Raw genomic sequence first — 15,182 nt, forward strand, 5'->3', positions numbered from 1 at the left:
CCATGACGGGATTTAAGAGTATTGCCTGCTTGTCATTAAACCTTAACTGAACTGTGCGAAAAACAGCGCGATGAAGCGTTAGCCTGCGCCGTTAAATGGTAAGCAATAATCGTCAATCAAGCTTCAATAAGACAATTCTTGCGCCATGCATTAGATGTAATGTCATGATTTGACGCCATTTTTGCCTTGTTTTCATGAGTTATAGTGAAGTTTATCTAATAAATTTCTCTATTATCACTTGATTTATCTACGCGCGTAGATAGACTGTATCCACAGTGATAACTCACGGTGCCAGAGACGAAGTTGGCCTTGAGATGACCCAGTTACATTTGCCTCACTAATGCGATCGATGAAAATTACATCGGCGGGAACAGGCGAAGAAGCGAATTCCAACACCAGGGAATTCATTACTGATTTTTCATCCAGGTTTGCCTACTGAACGTCGCCACCGGGGAGTTCCGCTTGTTGCAAGGGAACTGACCCACGGAAGGGCGTTTGCTGTTTTTACCTCATTCAGGGATTGGGTTATGACGGTTTCGCAACAAAGCTCACTGACATCTTCCTCAGCTGCCGATGCGCGGCTTGAAACATCCTCCGGCCGTAAAGATTTCTGGCGCGCCACGTTCTCCTGCTGGCTTGGCACCGCGATGGAATATGCGGATTTTGCGCTCTATGGCCTCGCCGCCGGCATTATTTTTGGTGACGTCTTCTTCCCGGAAGCTACGCCGGCTATCGCCTTACTCTCGAGTTTTGCCACCTGGTCGGTGGGCTTTATTGCCCGCCCGATTGGTGCCTTGCTGTTCGGCTGGATCGGCGATCGCAAGGGCCGCAAAACGGTGATGATCTCAACCATCATTCTGATGGGCGCCTCCACAACACTCATTGGTTTGATTCCTTCCTATGCCAGCATTGGCGTCTGGGCTCCCGCATGTTTGGTGCTGCTGCGGTTTACCCAAGGTTTGGGGGCGGGCGCTGAGTTGTCCGGCGGTACGGTGATGCTGGGCGAATATGCCCCGGTTGAACGTCGTGGATTGGTGTCGTCGGTGATTGCGCTGGGCTCAAACAGCGGCACGCTGATTGCGTCGCTGGTCTGGCTGGCAGTGATCCAGATGGACAAAGAGAGCTTGCTGTCGTGGGGCTGGCGTATTCCGTTCCTCAGCAGCGCGCTGATTGCGGTGGTGGCGTTGTGGATTCGTCGCAACCTACGTGAAACGCCGGTGTTTGAACGTCAGCAGGCGGAATTGCAGGCCGAACGTAACGCCACGCTGGCGCAGGCGAAAGAAGAAGTGGATACGCGCAGCTTCTGGCGCCGCACCCGCGCCTTCTGGACCATGGTCGGTTTACGTATCGGCGAAAACGGCCCTTCTTATCTGGCGCAGGGCTTCATTGTCGGTTACGTCGCCAAAGTGCTGATGCTCGACAAATCGGTGCCCACCACAGCGGTGTTCATCGCCTCTTTACTTGGTTTCCTGATCATTCCGTTTGCTGGCTGGCTGTCGGATCGCTTTGGTCGCCGCATTACCTATCGCTGCTTCTGCTTATTGCTGATGTTCTACGCCTGGCCTGCCTTTAGCCTGATGGACAGCCGCGATCCAGCGATTGTGATGGCGGTAATTGTGGTCGGTATGGCGCTGGCATCGCTGGGTATTTTCGGCGTGCAGGCGGCGTGGGGCGTCGAGATGTTTGGCGTGAAGCGTCGTTACACCAAGATGGCGGTAGCGAAAGAGCTGGGATCTATCCTTTCAGGAGGTACCGCGCCATTAGTGGCGGCGGCGCTGCTGTCGTTTACCGGACACTGGTGGCCGATTGCGGTTTACTTCACGGCGATGGCCAGCATCGGTTTTCTCACCACTTTCGTGGCGCCGGAAACGCGCGGACGCGATCTTAATCTGCCGGAAGATGCCATCTGACCAGCAGGATCGCGTAAATCAAAACCCCCATTGGCCGGCGATTCCGGCCAATGGCATTTACGCAGGGGCAAAGGAATGGCGAAATCTCCAACCGGAAACGTCACGCGCACCGACGTGGCAAAAATCGCCGGCACCTCGGTGGCGGTGGTCAGTTACGTGATCAATAACGGCCCGCGACCGGTGGCAGAAGCCACGCGTCAGCGCGTGCTGGAGGCGATCAAGCAGACCGGCTATCGCCCTAATGCGGTGGCGCGCGCGCTGGCTTCGGGCAGCACCAAAACCTTTGGTTTAGTGGTGCCGAACATCGGTAATCCCTTTGTTGCTTCGATGGCGCACATGCTGTTGCAGGAGTCGATGAATCACGGCCACGTCATGCTGCTGGGTGATGCCGGTGACGATCGCAAACGCGAGCTGGAGATTATTCAGGGCCTGTTAAATCGTCAGGTTGATGGCCTGTTTTACAACAGCGTCGATCGCCATCCCTATATTGATGTGATTCAGGCCAGTGGTACGCCGCTGGTGATGCTGGATCGCATTGAGCCACGTCCGGGCATCAACATGCTGCGCGTTAATGAACGCGAAGCGGCGTGTCAGGTCACCGCGCATCTACTCAGCCACGGTTATCAGCAGGTGGGCATGATCAGCGGTCCGCTGGACATGCTTAACGCGCAGGATCGTATTCAGGGCTGGCGCGATGCGCTGGCGCAGAAAGGAGTGCTGGCGGATGAGGCGATGATTTTTCCGGCCAGCTACACGCGGCAGGGCGGTTACGACGCCGCGCAGCGCATGGTGGCCAGCGGTCGTGTGCCGCGTGCACTGTTTACCAGTAACGAAGGCCAGGCGATTGGCTGCATTCGTGCGCTGTCAGAGCATGGACTGCGCGTGCCGCAGGATGTCGCGCTGGTGTGTTTTAACGGTACCGATCAGTCGGCGTTTCATGTGCCGACGCTCACCACCGTTCGTCAGCCGCTGCGTGATATGGCGCGCAGTGCGATTGCCATGCTCAAAAATTGGGATGGCGATGCGAAGCTGGCGGAATTCCCTCACCATTTAGAAATCGGTGAGTCCTGTGGCTGCCAGCTTACTCAACAACAATAAAACTATAACACTATGAAAAGATTGATTATCGATTGTGATCCGGGAAACGGTATAGCGGGCGCTAACACCGACGACGGCCTTGCGCTGGCGTTAGCATTGGCTTCAAAGTCGCTGTCGCTGGAACTGATTACCACCGTCACCGGCAACACGCCGAGCGCGGTGGGTGCGCAGGTCGCCAAAGATCTGCTACAGCGATTGGGACGCAACATTCCGGTGGTGCAGGGCGCTTTGCAGGCACTGCGCGAAGATCCTGCGCCGTGGCGTGCGCGTCTTGACCACGTTGCCGATGAAAAGCTCGGGGAACTGTGGCGCGGCGTGCGTCAGCCGCAGCGTATTCCGGCGGATGGGCATGATGCGGCTGGCGTAATGGGCCAACTGATTTGTGACAACCCCGGCGAGTTTACGCTGGTGGCGATCGGTCCGCTGACCAACGTGGCGCTGGCGCTGCAGCGTTATCCGCAAATGGCAGAATCGGTGGCAGAGATTGTGATTATGGGCGGCGTGTTTGCGCTGGATGATTACATCAAAGACACCAATTTTGGCCTCGATCCGGAAGCGGCGCATCAGGTACTGCACAGCGGCGCCACCATCACGCTGGTACCAATGGACGCCACCACGCAAACCTTGATGACGCAGCAGGATCTCACGCGACTTACCGCTAACGATCATCCATTGCCACAGTTTGTGCGCGAGACGTTACGCCCGTGGATCGATTATTCGGTTCGCACCCGTCATTTGCCAGGCTGCTGGATTCATGATGCGCTGGTGGTCGCCTGGTTGCTGAATCAGCGTGTCGCCGACGGCGTGGATTACTATGTGGATATTGAGCTGCGTCCCGGCGCCACGCGCGGCAAAAGCTGGCGTTATCGCACGCCGCTGCGTCTGGATATCGGCGTGCCACCGCAAACTGGCGCGTTGGTGCATGTAATTCAAACCGTCAATAACGCGCTGCTGCTGGAGATGATCGAAAAGGCGTTTAATCAGCTGAAACGCTGAAGCCGTTTTCCAGGTGCGCATAAATGCGCACCCTACAAAATCGTCGTAGGGTCGCCATTCATGGCGACCTATTTCTCTCTGACTCACATGAAACGCTTTTTTACACCGCGAATCACTCGCTGACAATTCCCGCCACAGCCCGCCTTTCTGACATGCTATATACAAACAGTTAACATAATAGTAACCCGTGAAATTATTCGCGCGGTAACTTCTACTATAAATCCGGCCATCGATCCGGAAGCTAATCAGACAGGATACCGACATGTTCAACTGGACTGCGACCCAGCGCAACGTGGCTTTTGCCAGTTTCGCGAGCTGGACGCTGGATGCGTTCGACTTCTTCATCTTAGTGTTTGTCCTCAGCGATCTTGCCCAGTATTTCCATACCAGCGTCTCCGATGTTTCCCTCGCCATCATGCTCACGCTCGCCGTACGCCCGATCGGCGCGCTGCTGTTTGGTCGGCTGGCGGAGAAATATGGCCGCCGACCGATTCTGATGCTCAATATCGTGATGTTCTCGGCGTTTGAACTGCTTTCGGCATGGTCGCCCACCTTCACGGCGTTCCTTGGTTTCCGCGTGATTTACGGCGTGGCGATGGGCGGCATTTGGGGCGTGGCGTCGTCGCTGGCGCTGGAAACCATTCCGGATCGCTCGCGCGGCTTGATGTCCGGCATCTTCCAGGCCGGTTATCCGTGCGGCTATCTGCTGGCGTCGGTGATTTTTGGTTTGTTCTTCGAAACGGTCGGCTGGCGCGGTATGTTCCTGATTGGCGCGTTGCCGATTCTGCTGCTGCCGTTTATCTACTTCAAAGTGCCGGAATCGCCGGTATGGCTGGCGGCGCGCGAGCGCAAAGAGAGCAATGCGCTGCTGCCGATTATCCGTCAGCACTGGAAAATCTGTATTTATATGGTGCTGCTGATGGCCTGCTTTAACTTCTTCAGCCACGGTACGCAGGATCTCTATCCCACCTTCCTGAAAGTGCAGCATCAGTTCGATCCGCACACCGTCAGCATCATTGCTATCAGCTACAACATCGCGGCGATGCTAGGCGGCATCACCTTTGGTGCATTGTCCGAGCGGATTGGTCGCAAGCGCGCAATTATTCTGGCGTCGTTCCTCGCGCTGCCGGTGCTGCCGCTGTGGGCCTTCTCCAGCGGTTCATGGATGATCGGTATCGGCGCGTTTCTGATGCAGTTTATGGTGCAGGGCGCTTGGGGCGTGGTGCCGACTTATCTCACCGAACTGGTACCCGCTAATGCGCGCGCGGTGCTGCCGGGCTTTGTTTATCAGCTGGGGAATTTGATCGCCTCAGTGAATGCGACGGTGCAGTCACGTATCGCCGAAGCACACGGCGGCAATTACGGTTTGGGGATGGCGATTGTCGCCGGAACGGTGGCGGTGCTGATTTGCGTGTTGGTGGCGTTTGGTCGGGAGACGCGCGGCATCGAAATCTCCGGTGCCCCCGCGCGCGAGTCGCATTAAAGCGCCTCGCAGACGTCAACCCATTTCGCCGCAGTGAGTTCTGCCATGCGCTGCGGCGAAATGCGCACCGCGCTATGAATCGATCCGGCTGCCGGCAGCACTTCGTCAAAGCTGCGCAGCGACACATCACAATAAATGGTCAGCGGATTTTCCAGCCCAAACGGGCAAACGCCGCCGACCGGATGTCCGGTCCAGTTCACCACTTCATCCACGCTTAACATGCGCGCCTTGGCGCCGAGTGCGGCTTTTAGCTTGCGATTATCGAGGCGCGCATCGCCGCGCGTGACGATCAGCACGATGGCATCTTTCACTTTCAGCGACAGGGTTTTGGCGATTTGCCCAGGCTGAACGCCATGAACGCGTGCGGCCAGCTCAACGGTGGCGGTGCTTTCCGGCATCTCGATGATGTCGATATCCGGTGCATGTTCGGCAAAGAAGTGCCGTACCGACTCCAGGCTCATTGTTATCTCCGGTAAAAACAGAGCCAAAAAAATGCCATAAGCCTGGAAAAGTGTAAACGGGAGAAAAGGAGAATCTGTAACAGAATGCGCGGGTGCTACACCGCTTTTAACGTGCAGTTACCACAACGTTCTACATCGGGGATGCGATAGCGCTGGCAGCAGCTGCGTCGCTCCATTTCGCCATTGCGCGGGATCATGGTGCGATACAGCGGGTTATCGCTGCCATCGAGCAGTGACTGAGTGAAAAATAGCGCCTGCTCTAACTGCAAAATCGTCTCTTCCGGCAACTGGTTTTTCAACTCGCCAAGGAACCAGTAAAACGAAAAGCCCATGTTGTTCCAAATGAGCTTTGCATTGATATCACCGTGCTGTGTCATGCCATTCACTGCCGGCATCAGGCATTGCTGAATCAGGCGATCGATACGCTGCTGGCCATTGAAGTAGCGCGCATCCTCATCTTCCTGCACATCCAGCCAGAACGCGCACGGATGGCCGTTTTCGTGGAACTCAACGTGAATCAGATGCGGCGAGCAGTTCAGCGCGCGTGGTTCCTGCAATAACGCCATCATCAGCGGTGGCAGCAGCAGACCAAAATACCATTGCGCCCACAGCGACTGCAGCGGCTTAGCTTCCTGCTGCACATCGGGGTGATCGCGATAGAGATAATCGCTGTAGCGCTGCGTCAGGCGGCGATAGTGAAGCGGACTTGACCACTCGGCCAGCGTTAAGGTCCCGGCGGGTGCCGACTGGCCGAGCTTGAGGTTGTCCAGCATGTAGCTGCGTTGTTCGCGCATCAGATCTTCCAGTGCGCTCGCTAAGCTGCGATCGCTCTGCATAAAGATCAACGGATGTTCGCTAAAGCGATGATCCTGACGCGTGATGATGGCCATGCCGGTCCTGAGTGATAACGGGAATCGAGAGACAAATGATAATCGTTCCCGTCGTTTTGAACAACATTTCTGCACACACGGCAAAGCTTGACGAGGTAAGCGTAGGGTCGTTATTCATGGCAACCAACAAAACCTTACGCCAGGTTGTCACTCGCCTGGGTCAATTTCGGCAAATCTTCCCACGCTAAAATGGTGTTACGTCCCTGATTTTTCGCCACATACAGTGCGCGATCGGCATTGGCCACCGCCTGATCAAAATCCTCATCGAAGATGGGCGCAATCCCCGCGCTGATGGTGACGTGTGTCGACACTTTCTCATTAAAGCGATGCGGAATTTCCAAATCCACCACGTACTGACGAATGCGCTCCGCCAGTTTCATCGCAATCGAGGCGTTCACGTTGGTCATCAGCACCAGAAACTCTTCGCCGCCGTAGCGCGTCACCACATCGCGCGATCGTACCGCGTCGCGGATTGCCACGGATACACGCGCTAGCGCCTGATCGCCCATCGCATGGCCGTAATTGTCGTTGTAAGCTTTGAAATGGTCGATATCCAGCAGCAGCACAAAGTGGCTGCCGGCGTGGTTTTCCATAATGGTATCAAGGCGGTTCTTTAATCCACGGCGGTTGTACAAGCCGGTAAGCGGATCGAGCATGCTCAAATCGCTAAAACTCTCTTTTTCCTCATACAGCTGGCTCACCAGCCGACGGGTAAAGGTATCAAAGCGACGACGCATTAAATGGTGCAGTGAAAAGCCGATTAACGGCAGCGTAATGGTGAATAAGATCATCATTAAATGCTGACCATCATCCAATAACAGCACGGTTAATACCGGCGGCGTGATGTGTAAACAAAATGCTATCAAATAATCACTCAGCGCAATGGCACTGATAAAGAAAACGCTTAACAGGCTGATAATTAAAAAGCTGCCATCAAAATAGTAAACCAGATGATATCTGTGGTTAATATGCCACGCCCACAGCGCACCCAATATAAAAGCGACAGGATTTAGTAGCGGTAATTTATGTTTTGACGCCATTAAACAAATAACCAGCAGCGTAGCGCTGAAGCCCGCCACAATGGCCACCGGCAGCGAGCGTATTGGGCTGTCGCTGCCTAAAATCGGCAGCAGGCAAAAAAGCGAAACGGCGACATTAAGAAACAGAAATAGCATCAGCGACAGCCGATATTTACTCTGTTTCAACTCATCATAAGATTGTAATTTCATTATTATTCTCGTGACAGCCCTGATATATCAAAGCGCTACCCGTAAGTAATAGTTTACCTACCCGGATAGAGAGCACGTTATTGTTGTGTTAGCGATATTGTTATCGGCGGCAATTTAGCATTTTCCAGTAATTCTGTCATCCGGCATGGCTTGCGACAAAAAATTCGCTGCAGGATGAGAAATATTATCATATGATAATGCGAATATTTATCATCTGAGGGTTGCGCAATGATCATGGCGATAATGGCCGCCTGCGGACTGTGGGGCGTGAGCTGGATAATGGGTAAACGTCTGGATAGCGGCTGGGGCGTGTTATTACCCTGCGCAGCGATGCCGGTTTTTGCGTTATGGGAACCGAGTTTCAGTCAATGGCGGATAGTGATGATTGTGGCGCTGCTGCTGACCGTGGCGATGCTGTTTCATCATCGTCTGCGTCACTATCTGTTGCTGCCGTCTTGCCTGGCATTGGCGGGTGGATTAGCAGCGGTGTCGGTCAATTTCCACGTCATCTGATCAAAACGCAGAAACGACAACATCACGCTGAGAGCGTGAAGTTCGTTAAAATCTTTTGGGAATTTACTGCTCGAAAGGAGTGACAACTGTTGGTGCGAAGGGAGGGACTTGAACCCTCACGTCCGTAAGAACACTAACACCTGAAGCTAGCGCGTCTACCAATTCCGCCACCATCGCATCTTAGTTGTCTGTTTATATCGTCGCATTGGTGCGAAGGGAGGGACTTGAACCCTCACGTCCGTAAGAACACTAACACCTGAAGCTAGCGCGTCTACCAATTCCGCCACCATCGCTCAGTGCGCAGATATAAACTGTGTGATTTTAGTTTGGTGCGAAGGGAGGGACTTGAACCCTCACGTCCGTAAGAACACTAACACCTGAAGCTAGCGCGTCTACCAATTCCGCCACCATCGCAAACTAACAACACCCTAAAGTATTGCTAACCACGGAGGCGCATTTTAGAGATTTTACTCATTGCGTCAACACATATTTCGCGACGGCAAAACGATCGCTGCAAAAAGCAACGTTTCTGCCGCCGCGCTTGAATTAACGCGTTTTGGCACCGCGACCGTAGACGGCGCGATAGACTTTAAAGCGTCCGGTTTGCGCCAGCACTTCGTGATTGCCGAAGGTTTCATCGAGAATTTGCGGATACGGCAGGAAGGCGTTAGCCACGATACGCAGTTCGCCGCCGCTGTTCAGATGCTTAAGCGCACCGCGAATCAGCGTGTTGGCCGCTTCAAGGCTGGTTTGCAGGCCATCGTGGAACGGCGGGTTGGAGATGATCATGTCAAAACGGCCGGTAACGTCAGAGAACACGTTACTGGCAAACACTTCACCTTCCAGTTCGTTGGCGGCCAGCGTGGCTTTACTCGCTTCAATCGCAGCAGCATGCACATCACACAGCCACAGACGCACGCGCGGCGACACTTTCGCCATCACGGTCGCCAACACGCCGCTGCCACAACCGATATCCAACACTTTGCCACGGAAGTGCGGCGTCAGCGTGGAGAGCAGCAGATCGCTGCCGATATCCAGACCATCGCGGCTGAACACGCCCGGCAAGGTATGGATGGTGAGATCCTCGAGCTGATAGGTATTGCCGTAGCTGCTGGCATCAAAAGTCGGCTGCTTATCGAGACGACCGTGATACAGGCCGCAACGACGCGCGCTGTCGACTTTCTCCAGCGTTGCCCACTCTTCCAGCATGCCTTCGGCGCTGCGCACGCCGCTGCGGTTTTCACCCACCACGAAGATATCGCAGCCAACCGGCAGCAGAGAGAGCAGGTTTTGCAGCTGGTACTGCGCTTCGGGTTTGTTTTTCGACCAGTAATAAACCAGCGTATCGCAGCCTTCAACATCGGCAGCGGTTGCGACCATGCTGTAAACCGCACGTTCACCAAGGCGGTGGCTGAGGTTCTGCCAGTGATGATATTGCTGGGTATGCACGCGGCTCGACGCGGTTTCTAGCTGGGCGGGCAGGTCATCCTGCAAGTCGCCAGCGAACAATACGTGGCGGGCGGTAAATTCATCACTGTGGCGCAGAATCACTTCGCTGGCCGGGGTAAAAGCAGACATGGAGCACTCCTGTTAAATCAGAGCGTGGATTATAGTGCTTTGTTGGCGCATGTTCGATGGGTTTGCTAGCATAGCGTCGCATTCTGGCAGCATAACGGGTAATAGCATGAGCACAAGGCGCGACTGGCTTCTACAGCAAATGGGGATTACGCAGTATCAGCTGCGGCGTCCGCGCGTGCTGCAAGGGGAAATTGCCGTCACGCTTTTGCCCGACACACGTTTGGTTCTGGTGGCCGAACAGGCACCGACGCTACAAGAACCGCTGATTCGCGACGTGCTGCGCGCGTTAAACCTTCAACCCGCGCAGGTGATGGCGTTAACGCCAGACCAGCTGCAAATGCTGCCGGAGCAGGTCGACTGCGCTGGCTGGCTGCTGGGCGTCGAGAGCGAACATCCCTTTAACGGCATTACCTTTAACACCGCCGTTTTCAATGAACTGATCAGCAGCGGCGCTGCAAAACGCGCCCTGTGGCAACAAATGTGTAACCATGACAGCCATCTCTTTAGTCACCCCTGAAGACCAGCCGCAGCTGCTGGCGATTGAGCGCCGCGCGCATGCCTTTCCGTGGAGCGAGCAGACGTTTAGCAGCAATCAAGGCGAACGTTTTGTTAATTTCCGTATTGATGTTGAAGGTAAGCTGGCCGGATTCGCCATCACCCAGGTGGTGCTGGATGAAGCCTCGCTGTTCAACATTGCGGTGGATCCCGATTTCCAGCGTCGCGGCCTGGCGCGCCAGCTGTTGCAGCATCTGATTGCTGAGCTCGAACAGCGCGACGTCATGACGCTATGGCTGGAAGTGCGCGCCTCAAATACGCCAGCGATTGCATTGTATGAGCAGCTGGATTTCCATCAGGTGAGCGTACGCCCCAACTATTATCCCACTGCCAGCGGACGAGAAGATGCCATCATTATGGCGCTAACCCTTTAAGGAGCACCATGCTAAACGATTGGGACTGCATCCTGTTTGATGCAGACGACACGCTTTTCCATTTCGATGCTTACGCCGGTTTGCAGCGCATGTTTGCCCGCTATGACGTGCAATTTTCGGCGCAGGATTACACCGATTATCAGGCGATCAACAAGCCGCTGTGGGTCGATTACCAGAACGGCACCATTTCCGCGTTGCAGCTGCAAACGCGCCGCTTCACCTTGTGGGGCGAAAAGCTTAGCGTCGCGCCGGAAGTGCTCAACAGTGATTTCCTCAGCGCGATGGCCGATATCTGCCTGCCGCTCGAGGGCGCAGCGCATCTGCTGGAGACGCTGAAAGGCAAGGTGAAGATCGCCATCATCACCAACGGTTTCACCGCGCTACAACAGGCGCGCCTTGAGCGCACCGGTTTCCGTGATGTGTTTGATGCGCTAGTGATTTCTGAAGAAGTTGGCGTACCGAAACCTGACGTGGCGATCTTCGACCATACGCTGGCCTTGTTGGGCAACCCGGATCGCAGCCGCGTGCTGATGGTCGGCGATACGCCGGAATCGGATATTCTCGGCGGCATGAATGCCGGCCTGAAGACTTGCTGGATCGATCACGGCACGCGTCCGTTACCCGATCACATCACGCCAACCTGGCAGGTGAAGACGCTGACCGAGCTGGAAGCGATTCTGACCAAAGATTAAAAGTATCTATTCACCGTTATCATTGTGATGATGCTAAGAAGCCCGCTGTGCGGGCTTTTTTGTGCAAAAAATCTATTCAAGTATCTATTCACGAATCTATTCACGAATCTATTCATGAAGGTGCTGAGGAGGAAACGGAGAGATCGTTAACGCTCTTTTTCTGTCTCTGATATTGCCGTCTGCGTCTCTTCTTCCTCTTTCTCTTTATCCTCTTTCACCGTGCGGCCCGCCGTCAGCAGGAACGGCGATTGCTGCCAGCGGGTGCGGCGGTCACGCAGCAGGGTGCGCGTCAGGATAATGCCGATGGCCAGCGCCAGTAACATCATCAGGCGCAGGATGTTGGTGGTGTTATCCACCTGACGTGATTCCGTCACCAGCACGTGGGTATCCAGCGTGACGCGCAGAAAACCTTGCGGGCCATCTTTGCCTTCCAGCGGCTGCACAATTTGGTGATTGAAGTAGCTGCCGGCACGTTTGCCATCCAGCGACAGGCGATCGCGCACATTAATGCTTTCGCCGCTGTGCGCCACCAGGCTGCCATCATCGGCGTAAACGGAGGCATCAAGAATACGGCTGTTATCGGTCATCTGATTGAGGATCGCGGCAATCTGCGTGCGGTTATCGTCGCTGTTATCCATCAAAGGTTTAAGGCTAAACGCCACCTGTTTAGTCAGCGTGCGCGCCAGTTCTTCCACTTGTTCAGAGCGTGCCATTTGATGGCCGAGGCTAAACCAGGATGCACCTTGCATCAGAACCACTAACAGAGCCAGCGAGATAAGAACAATCACCGTGCGATGCAGGCGAAATTTCAGTGCGGTTTTAACCATCAGAAACCCGTGTGATGTAACAGCAGAAAGGCTGGCAATTATGTTGCCAGAACCCGCGCAGACAAGGTAGCCTCTTGCGTGGTTTTGTTGTCCCTACAGGAGCTGTAATGCCAAATCGTCTTACCTGGTGCGATCTGCCCGCCGATGTTTCACTTTGGCCGGGTTTACCCCTTTCCCTCAGCGGTGATGAAGTGATGCCGCTGGATTACCGTGCCGGTCGGACTGGCTGGTTGCTGTATGGGCGCGGGCTCGATAAACAAAAACTCACCGATTATCAGCATAAGCTGGGTGCGGCGATGGTGATCGTCAGCGCCTGGAATGTCGATGAGTATCAGGTGATACGTCTGGCAGGCTCGCTGACGCCGCGCGCCAGCAAACTGGCGCATGAAGCCGGTTTTGATGTGGCGCCGCTCGGCAAAATCCCGCATCTGAAAACCCCTGGCTTGCTGGTGATGGACATGGATTCCACCGCGATCCAGATTGAGTGCATCGATGAGATCGCCAAGCTGGCGGGCTGCGGTGAGCAGGTGGCAGACGTCACCGAACGCGCCATGCGTGGCGAGCTGGATTTCAAAGCCAGCCTGCGCGAGCGCGTCGGCACTTTAGCGGGCGCGGATGCCAATATCCTGATGCAGGTGCGCGACGCGCTGCCGCTGATGCCAGGCTTAACCACGCTGGTGCAGAAACTGCAGGCGCTGGGCTGGCAGGTGGCGATCGCCTCGGGCGGCTTCACCTTCTACGCCGACTATTTGCGCCAGACGCTGCATTTAGCTGCGGCGGTGGCCAACGAGCTGGAAATTCGCGACGGCAAGCTGACCGGCCAGGTGCTGGGACAGATTGTCGATGCCCAATTTAAAGCCGATACCCTGAACGATCTTGCCGAGCGCTTTAATATTGCCCCGGAACAGACCGTGGCGATTGGCGATGGTGCCAACGATCTGCCGATGATTAAAACGGCGGCGCTGGGTATCGCCTATCATGCTAAACCTAAAGTGAATGAGCAGACGGAAATCATCATCCGCCATGCTGACCTGATGGGCGTGTTCTGCATCCTGACCGGCAGCCTGATTCACGAAGAGCGTTAACTGAGGATTTGATTTGGCCAAAGCGGCAAAACGCGCCTTCGTTTGTAACGAATGCGGCGCTGATTATCCGCGCTGGCAGGGGCAATGCAGCGCCTGCCATGCGTGGAACACCATCACCGAGGTGCGCATTGCCGCCTCGCCTGCGGCGGCGCGTAACGAGCGTCTGAGCGGTTATGCCGGCGGCAACGCGGGCGTGAGCCGCGTGCAGAAGCTTTCAGAGATCAGCCTCGAAGCCCTGCCGCGTTTCTCTACCAGTTTCAAAGAGTTCGATCGCGTATTGGGCGGCGGCGTGGTGCCGGGCAGCGCCATCTTGATTGGTGGTAATCCGGGCGCCGGTAAATCGACGCTGCTGCTGCAGGTCATGTGCAAGCTGGCGGAAGGGATGAAAACCCTGTATGTCACCGGCGAAGAATCACTGCAACAGGTGGCGATGCGCGCCCATCGTCTGGGATTACCCACCGAAAACCTCAACATGTTGTCGGAAACCAGCATCGAGCAGATCTGTCTGATCGCCGAGCAGGAGCAGCCGAAACTGATGGTGATCGACTCGATCCAGGTGATGCACATGGCGGAGATCCAATCCTCGCCCGGCAGCGTGGCGCAGGTGCGTGAAACGGCGGCGTACCTGACGCGCTTCGCCAAAACGCGCGGCGTGGCGATCATTATGGTCGGTCACGTCACCAAAGACGGTTCGCTGGCCGGTCCGAAGGTGCTGGAACACTGTATCGACTGTTCGGTGATGCTGGATGGCGATGCCGATTCCCGTTTCCGTACCTTGCGCAGCCATAAAAACCGCTTTGGCGCGGTGAATGAGCTGGGCGTGTTTGCCATGACCGAACAAGGCATGCGCGAAGTCAGCAATCCTTCGGCCATCTTCCTGTCACGCGGTGATGAGATCACCTCGGGCAGTTCGGTAATGGTGCTGTGGGAAGGCACGCGTCCGCTGCTGGTCGAGATTCAGGCGCTGGTGGACCATTCGATGATGGGCAATCCACGCCGCGTCGCGGTTGGGCTGGAGCAGAATCGCCTGGCGATCCTGTTAGCGGTGCTGCATCGCCACGGCGGCTTGCAGATGGCGGATCAGGATGTGTTTGTTAACGTGGTCGGCGGCGTAAAAGTCACCGAAACCAGCGTCGATTTGGCGCTGCTGATGGCGATGGTATCGAGCTTCCGCGATCGTCCGCTGCCGCAGGATCTGGTTATCTTTGGCGAAGTGGGCCTTGCCGGCGAAATTCGCCCGGTGCCGAGCGGTCAGGAGCGGATTTCCGAAGCGGCGAAGCACGGTTTCAAGCGCGCCATCGTTCCGGCCGGTAATGCACCGAAGAAACCGGTAGAAGGGATGAAGGTGTACAGCGCGAAGAAGCTGGCGGATGCGTTAGCGATTCTGGATGAGTTGTAAGTTTTCCCGGTCGGCATTCATGCCGACCCTACATTTGTAGGGTGCGCATTTATGCGCACCGTCTTAAAGGCCGCACCGCCCTTTATTCCACG

At 55.5% G+C, this 15,182-nt stretch carries 15 protein-coding genes and 3 tRNA genes; 10 read left to right on the plus strand and 8 right to left on the minus strand.

The window, feature by feature from the left end; all coding sequences use genetic code 11:
• The first annotated feature begins 527 nt into the window (after positions 1–527).
• From PanJK_RS15900 to PanJK_RS15915, 4 genes are all read left to right on the plus strand, one after another.
• Positions 528–1,910, plus strand: coding sequence for an MFS transporter (locus PanJK_RS15900; RefSeq protein ID WP_265301047.1), 1,383 nt, complete (start codon positions 528–530; stop codon positions 1,908–1,910).
• Between the two features lie 75 nt (positions 1,911–1,985).
• Complete coding sequence (locus PanJK_RS15905; protein WP_265301049.1) at positions 1,986–3,008, plus strand: LacI family DNA-binding transcriptional regulator; 1,023 nt, start codon at positions 1,986–1,988, stop codon at positions 3,006–3,008.
• 12 nt (positions 3,009–3,020) lie between these two features.
• Positions 3,021–4,004, plus strand: a complete 984-nt coding sequence (locus PanJK_RS15910; protein ID WP_265301051.1) for a nucleoside hydrolase — start codon at positions 3,021–3,023, stop codon at positions 4,002–4,004.
• A gap of 262 nt (positions 4,005–4,266) precedes the next feature.
• Positions 4,267–5,487: an MFS transporter gene (locus PanJK_RS15915; RefSeq protein WP_265301053.1), complete on the plus strand. Its 1,221-nt coding sequence runs from the start codon at positions 4,267–4,269 to the stop codon at positions 5,485–5,487.
• Here PanJK_RS15915 and PanJK_RS15920 read toward each other — a convergent pair.
• The 3 genes from PanJK_RS15920 to PanJK_RS15930 all read right to left on the minus strand — a co-directional run bounded on the left by PanJK_RS15920 (position 5,484) and on the right by PanJK_RS15930 (position 8,067).
• Complete coding sequence (locus tag PanJK_RS15920) at positions 5,484–5,948, minus strand: YbaK/EbsC family protein (RefSeq protein ID WP_061718187.1); 465 nt, start codon at positions 5,946–5,948, stop codon at positions 5,484–5,486. The two genes, PanJK_RS15915 and PanJK_RS15920, sit on opposite strands and share 4 nt — an antisense overlap.
• Positions 5,949–6,043: 95 nt before the next feature.
• Entirely contained in the window at positions 6,044–6,838 is a 795-nt protein-coding gene (gene fhuF, locus PanJK_RS15925; RefSeq protein WP_265301056.1) for a siderophore-iron reductase FhuF, read from the minus strand.
• 134 nt (positions 6,839–6,972) lie between these two features.
• Positions 6,973–8,067, minus strand: a complete 1,095-nt coding sequence (locus PanJK_RS15930) for a GGDEF domain-containing protein (RefSeq protein WP_256698344.1) — start codon at positions 8,065–8,067, stop codon at positions 6,973–6,975.
• A gap of 228 nt (positions 8,068–8,295) precedes the next feature.
• Here PanJK_RS15930 and PanJK_RS15935 point away from each other — a divergent pair, with 228 nt between their 5' ends.
• A complete protein-coding gene (locus PanJK_RS15935) occupies positions 8,296–8,580 on the plus strand; it encodes a DUF1435 domain-containing protein (protein ID WP_265301058.1) in 285 nt (94 codons plus the stop codon).
• A 90-nt stretch (positions 8,581–8,670) separates the two neighbouring features.
• On the opposite strand, the gene PanJK_RS15940 is transcribed toward PanJK_RS15935, so the two are convergent.
• The 4 genes from PanJK_RS15940 to rsmC all read right to left on the minus strand — a co-directional run bounded on the left by PanJK_RS15940 (position 8,671) and on the right by rsmC (position 10,158).
• Positions 8,671–8,757, minus strand: a tRNA-Leu gene (locus PanJK_RS15940).
• Between the two features lie 29 nt (positions 8,758–8,786).
• Positions 8,787–8,873: transfer RNA gene (locus PanJK_RS15945), tRNA-Leu, on the minus strand.
• A 34-nt stretch (positions 8,874–8,907) separates the two neighbouring features.
• Positions 8,908–8,994: transfer RNA gene (locus PanJK_RS15950), tRNA-Leu, on the minus strand.
• A gap of 132 nt (positions 8,995–9,126) precedes the next feature.
• Positions 9,127–10,158 (minus strand): 16S rRNA (guanine(1207)-N(2))-methyltransferase RsmC, encoded by a 1,032-nt coding sequence (gene rsmC / locus PanJK_RS15955; RefSeq protein ID WP_008101784.1) that lies wholly within the window; start codon positions 10,156–10,158, stop codon positions 9,127–9,129.
• Positions 10,159–10,264: 106 nt separating this feature from the next.
• Here rsmC and PanJK_RS15960 point away from each other — a divergent pair, with 106 nt between their 5' ends.
• Genes PanJK_RS15960 through yjjG form a run of 3 tightly spaced genes read left to right on the plus strand, consistent with a single transcriptional unit; the run spans position 10,265 to position 11,779 of the window.
• Positions 10,265–10,675, plus strand: coding sequence for a DNA polymerase III subunit psi (locus tag PanJK_RS15960; RefSeq protein ID WP_036647611.1), 411 nt, complete (start codon positions 10,265–10,267; stop codon positions 10,673–10,675).
• A complete protein-coding gene (gene rimI / locus PanJK_RS15965) occupies positions 10,647–11,087 on the plus strand; it encodes a ribosomal protein S18-alanine N-acetyltransferase (RefSeq protein ID WP_008101780.1) in 441 nt (146 codons plus the stop codon). The genes PanJK_RS15960 and rimI overlap by 29 nt, the downstream gene beginning before the upstream one ends.
• A gap of 8 nt (positions 11,088–11,095) precedes the next feature.
• Positions 11,096–11,779, plus strand: a complete 684-nt coding sequence (gene yjjG / locus PanJK_RS15970) for a pyrimidine 5'-nucleotidase (protein ID WP_265301066.1) — start codon at positions 11,096–11,098, stop codon at positions 11,777–11,779.
• 146 nt (positions 11,780–11,925) lie between these two features.
• Here the strand turns inward: yjjG and PanJK_RS15975 are convergent, their stop codons facing one another.
• Positions 11,926–12,606, minus strand: coding sequence for a YtjB family periplasmic protein (locus PanJK_RS15975; RefSeq protein WP_265301068.1), 681 nt, complete (start codon positions 12,604–12,606; stop codon positions 11,926–11,928).
• 107 nt (positions 12,607–12,713) lie between these two features.
• Between PanJK_RS15975 and serB the strand changes: the two genes are divergently transcribed.
• Positions 12,714–13,691 (plus strand): phosphoserine phosphatase, encoded by a 978-nt coding sequence (serB, locus tag PanJK_RS15980; protein ID WP_256698349.1) that lies wholly within the window; start codon positions 12,714–12,716, stop codon positions 13,689–13,691.
• A gap of 13 nt (positions 13,692–13,704) precedes the next feature.
• A complete protein-coding gene (gene radA, locus PanJK_RS15985; protein ID WP_007886867.1) occupies positions 13,705–15,090 on the plus strand; it encodes a DNA repair protein RadA in 1,386 nt (461 codons plus the stop codon).
• Positions 15,091–15,182: the final 92 nt, after the last annotated feature.

It is taken from the genome of Pantoea sp. JK, from assembly GCF_026130245.1.
Taxonomy (GTDB): Bacteria; Pseudomonadota; Gammaproteobacteria; order Enterobacterales; family Enterobacteriaceae; genus Pantoea; species Pantoea trifolii.

Excerpts from the sequence above, each read along its gene's own strand:
- PanJK_RS15905 (WP_265301049.1), top strand. The coding sequence starts at position 1,986 with ATGGCGAAATCTCCAACCGGAAACGTCACGCGCACCGACGTGGCAAAA.
- yjjG (WP_265301066.1), top strand. The coding sequence starts at position 11,096 with ATGCTAAACGATTGGGACTGCATCCTGTTTGATGCAGACGACACGCTT.
- rsmC (WP_008101784.1), bottom strand. The coding sequence starts at position 10,158 with ATGTCTGCTTTTACCCCGGCCAGCGAAGTGATTCTGCGCCACAGTGAT.
- fhuF (WP_265301056.1), bottom strand. The coding sequence starts at position 6,838 with ATGGCCATCATCACGCGTCAGGATCATCGCTTTAGCGAACATCCGTTG.
- PanJK_RS15920 (WP_061718187.1), bottom strand. The coding sequence starts at position 5,948 with ATGAGCCTGGAGTCGGTACGGCACTTCTTTGCCGAACATGCACCGGAT.
- PanJK_RS15900 (WP_265301047.1), top strand. The coding sequence starts at position 528 with ATGACGGTTTCGCAACAAAGCTCACTGACATCTTCCTCAGCTGCCGAT.
- PanJK_RS15930 (WP_256698344.1), bottom strand. The coding sequence starts at position 8,067 with ATGAAATTACAATCTTATGATGAGTTGAAACAGAGTAAATATCGGCTG.
- PanJK_RS15975 (WP_265301068.1), bottom strand. The coding sequence starts at position 12,606 with ATGGTTAAAACCGCACTGAAATTTCGCCTGCATCGCACGGTGATTGTT.
- rimI (WP_008101780.1), top strand. The coding sequence starts at position 10,647 with ATGACAGCCATCTCTTTAGTCACCCCTGAAGACCAGCCGCAGCTGCTG.
- serB (WP_256698349.1), top strand. The coding sequence starts at position 12,714 with ATGCCAAATCGTCTTACCTGGTGCGATCTGCCCGCCGATGTTTCACTT.
- PanJK_RS15960 (WP_036647611.1), top strand. The coding sequence starts at position 10,265 with ATGAGCACAAGGCGCGACTGGCTTCTACAGCAAATGGGGATTACGCAG.
- PanJK_RS15910 (WP_265301051.1), top strand. The coding sequence starts at position 3,021 with ATGAAAAGATTGATTATCGATTGTGATCCGGGAAACGGTATAGCGGGC.
- PanJK_RS15935 (WP_265301058.1), top strand. The coding sequence starts at position 8,296 with ATGATCATGGCGATAATGGCCGCCTGCGGACTGTGGGGCGTGAGCTGG.
- PanJK_RS15915 (WP_265301053.1), top strand. The coding sequence starts at position 4,267 with ATGTTCAACTGGACTGCGACCCAGCGCAACGTGGCTTTTGCCAGTTTC.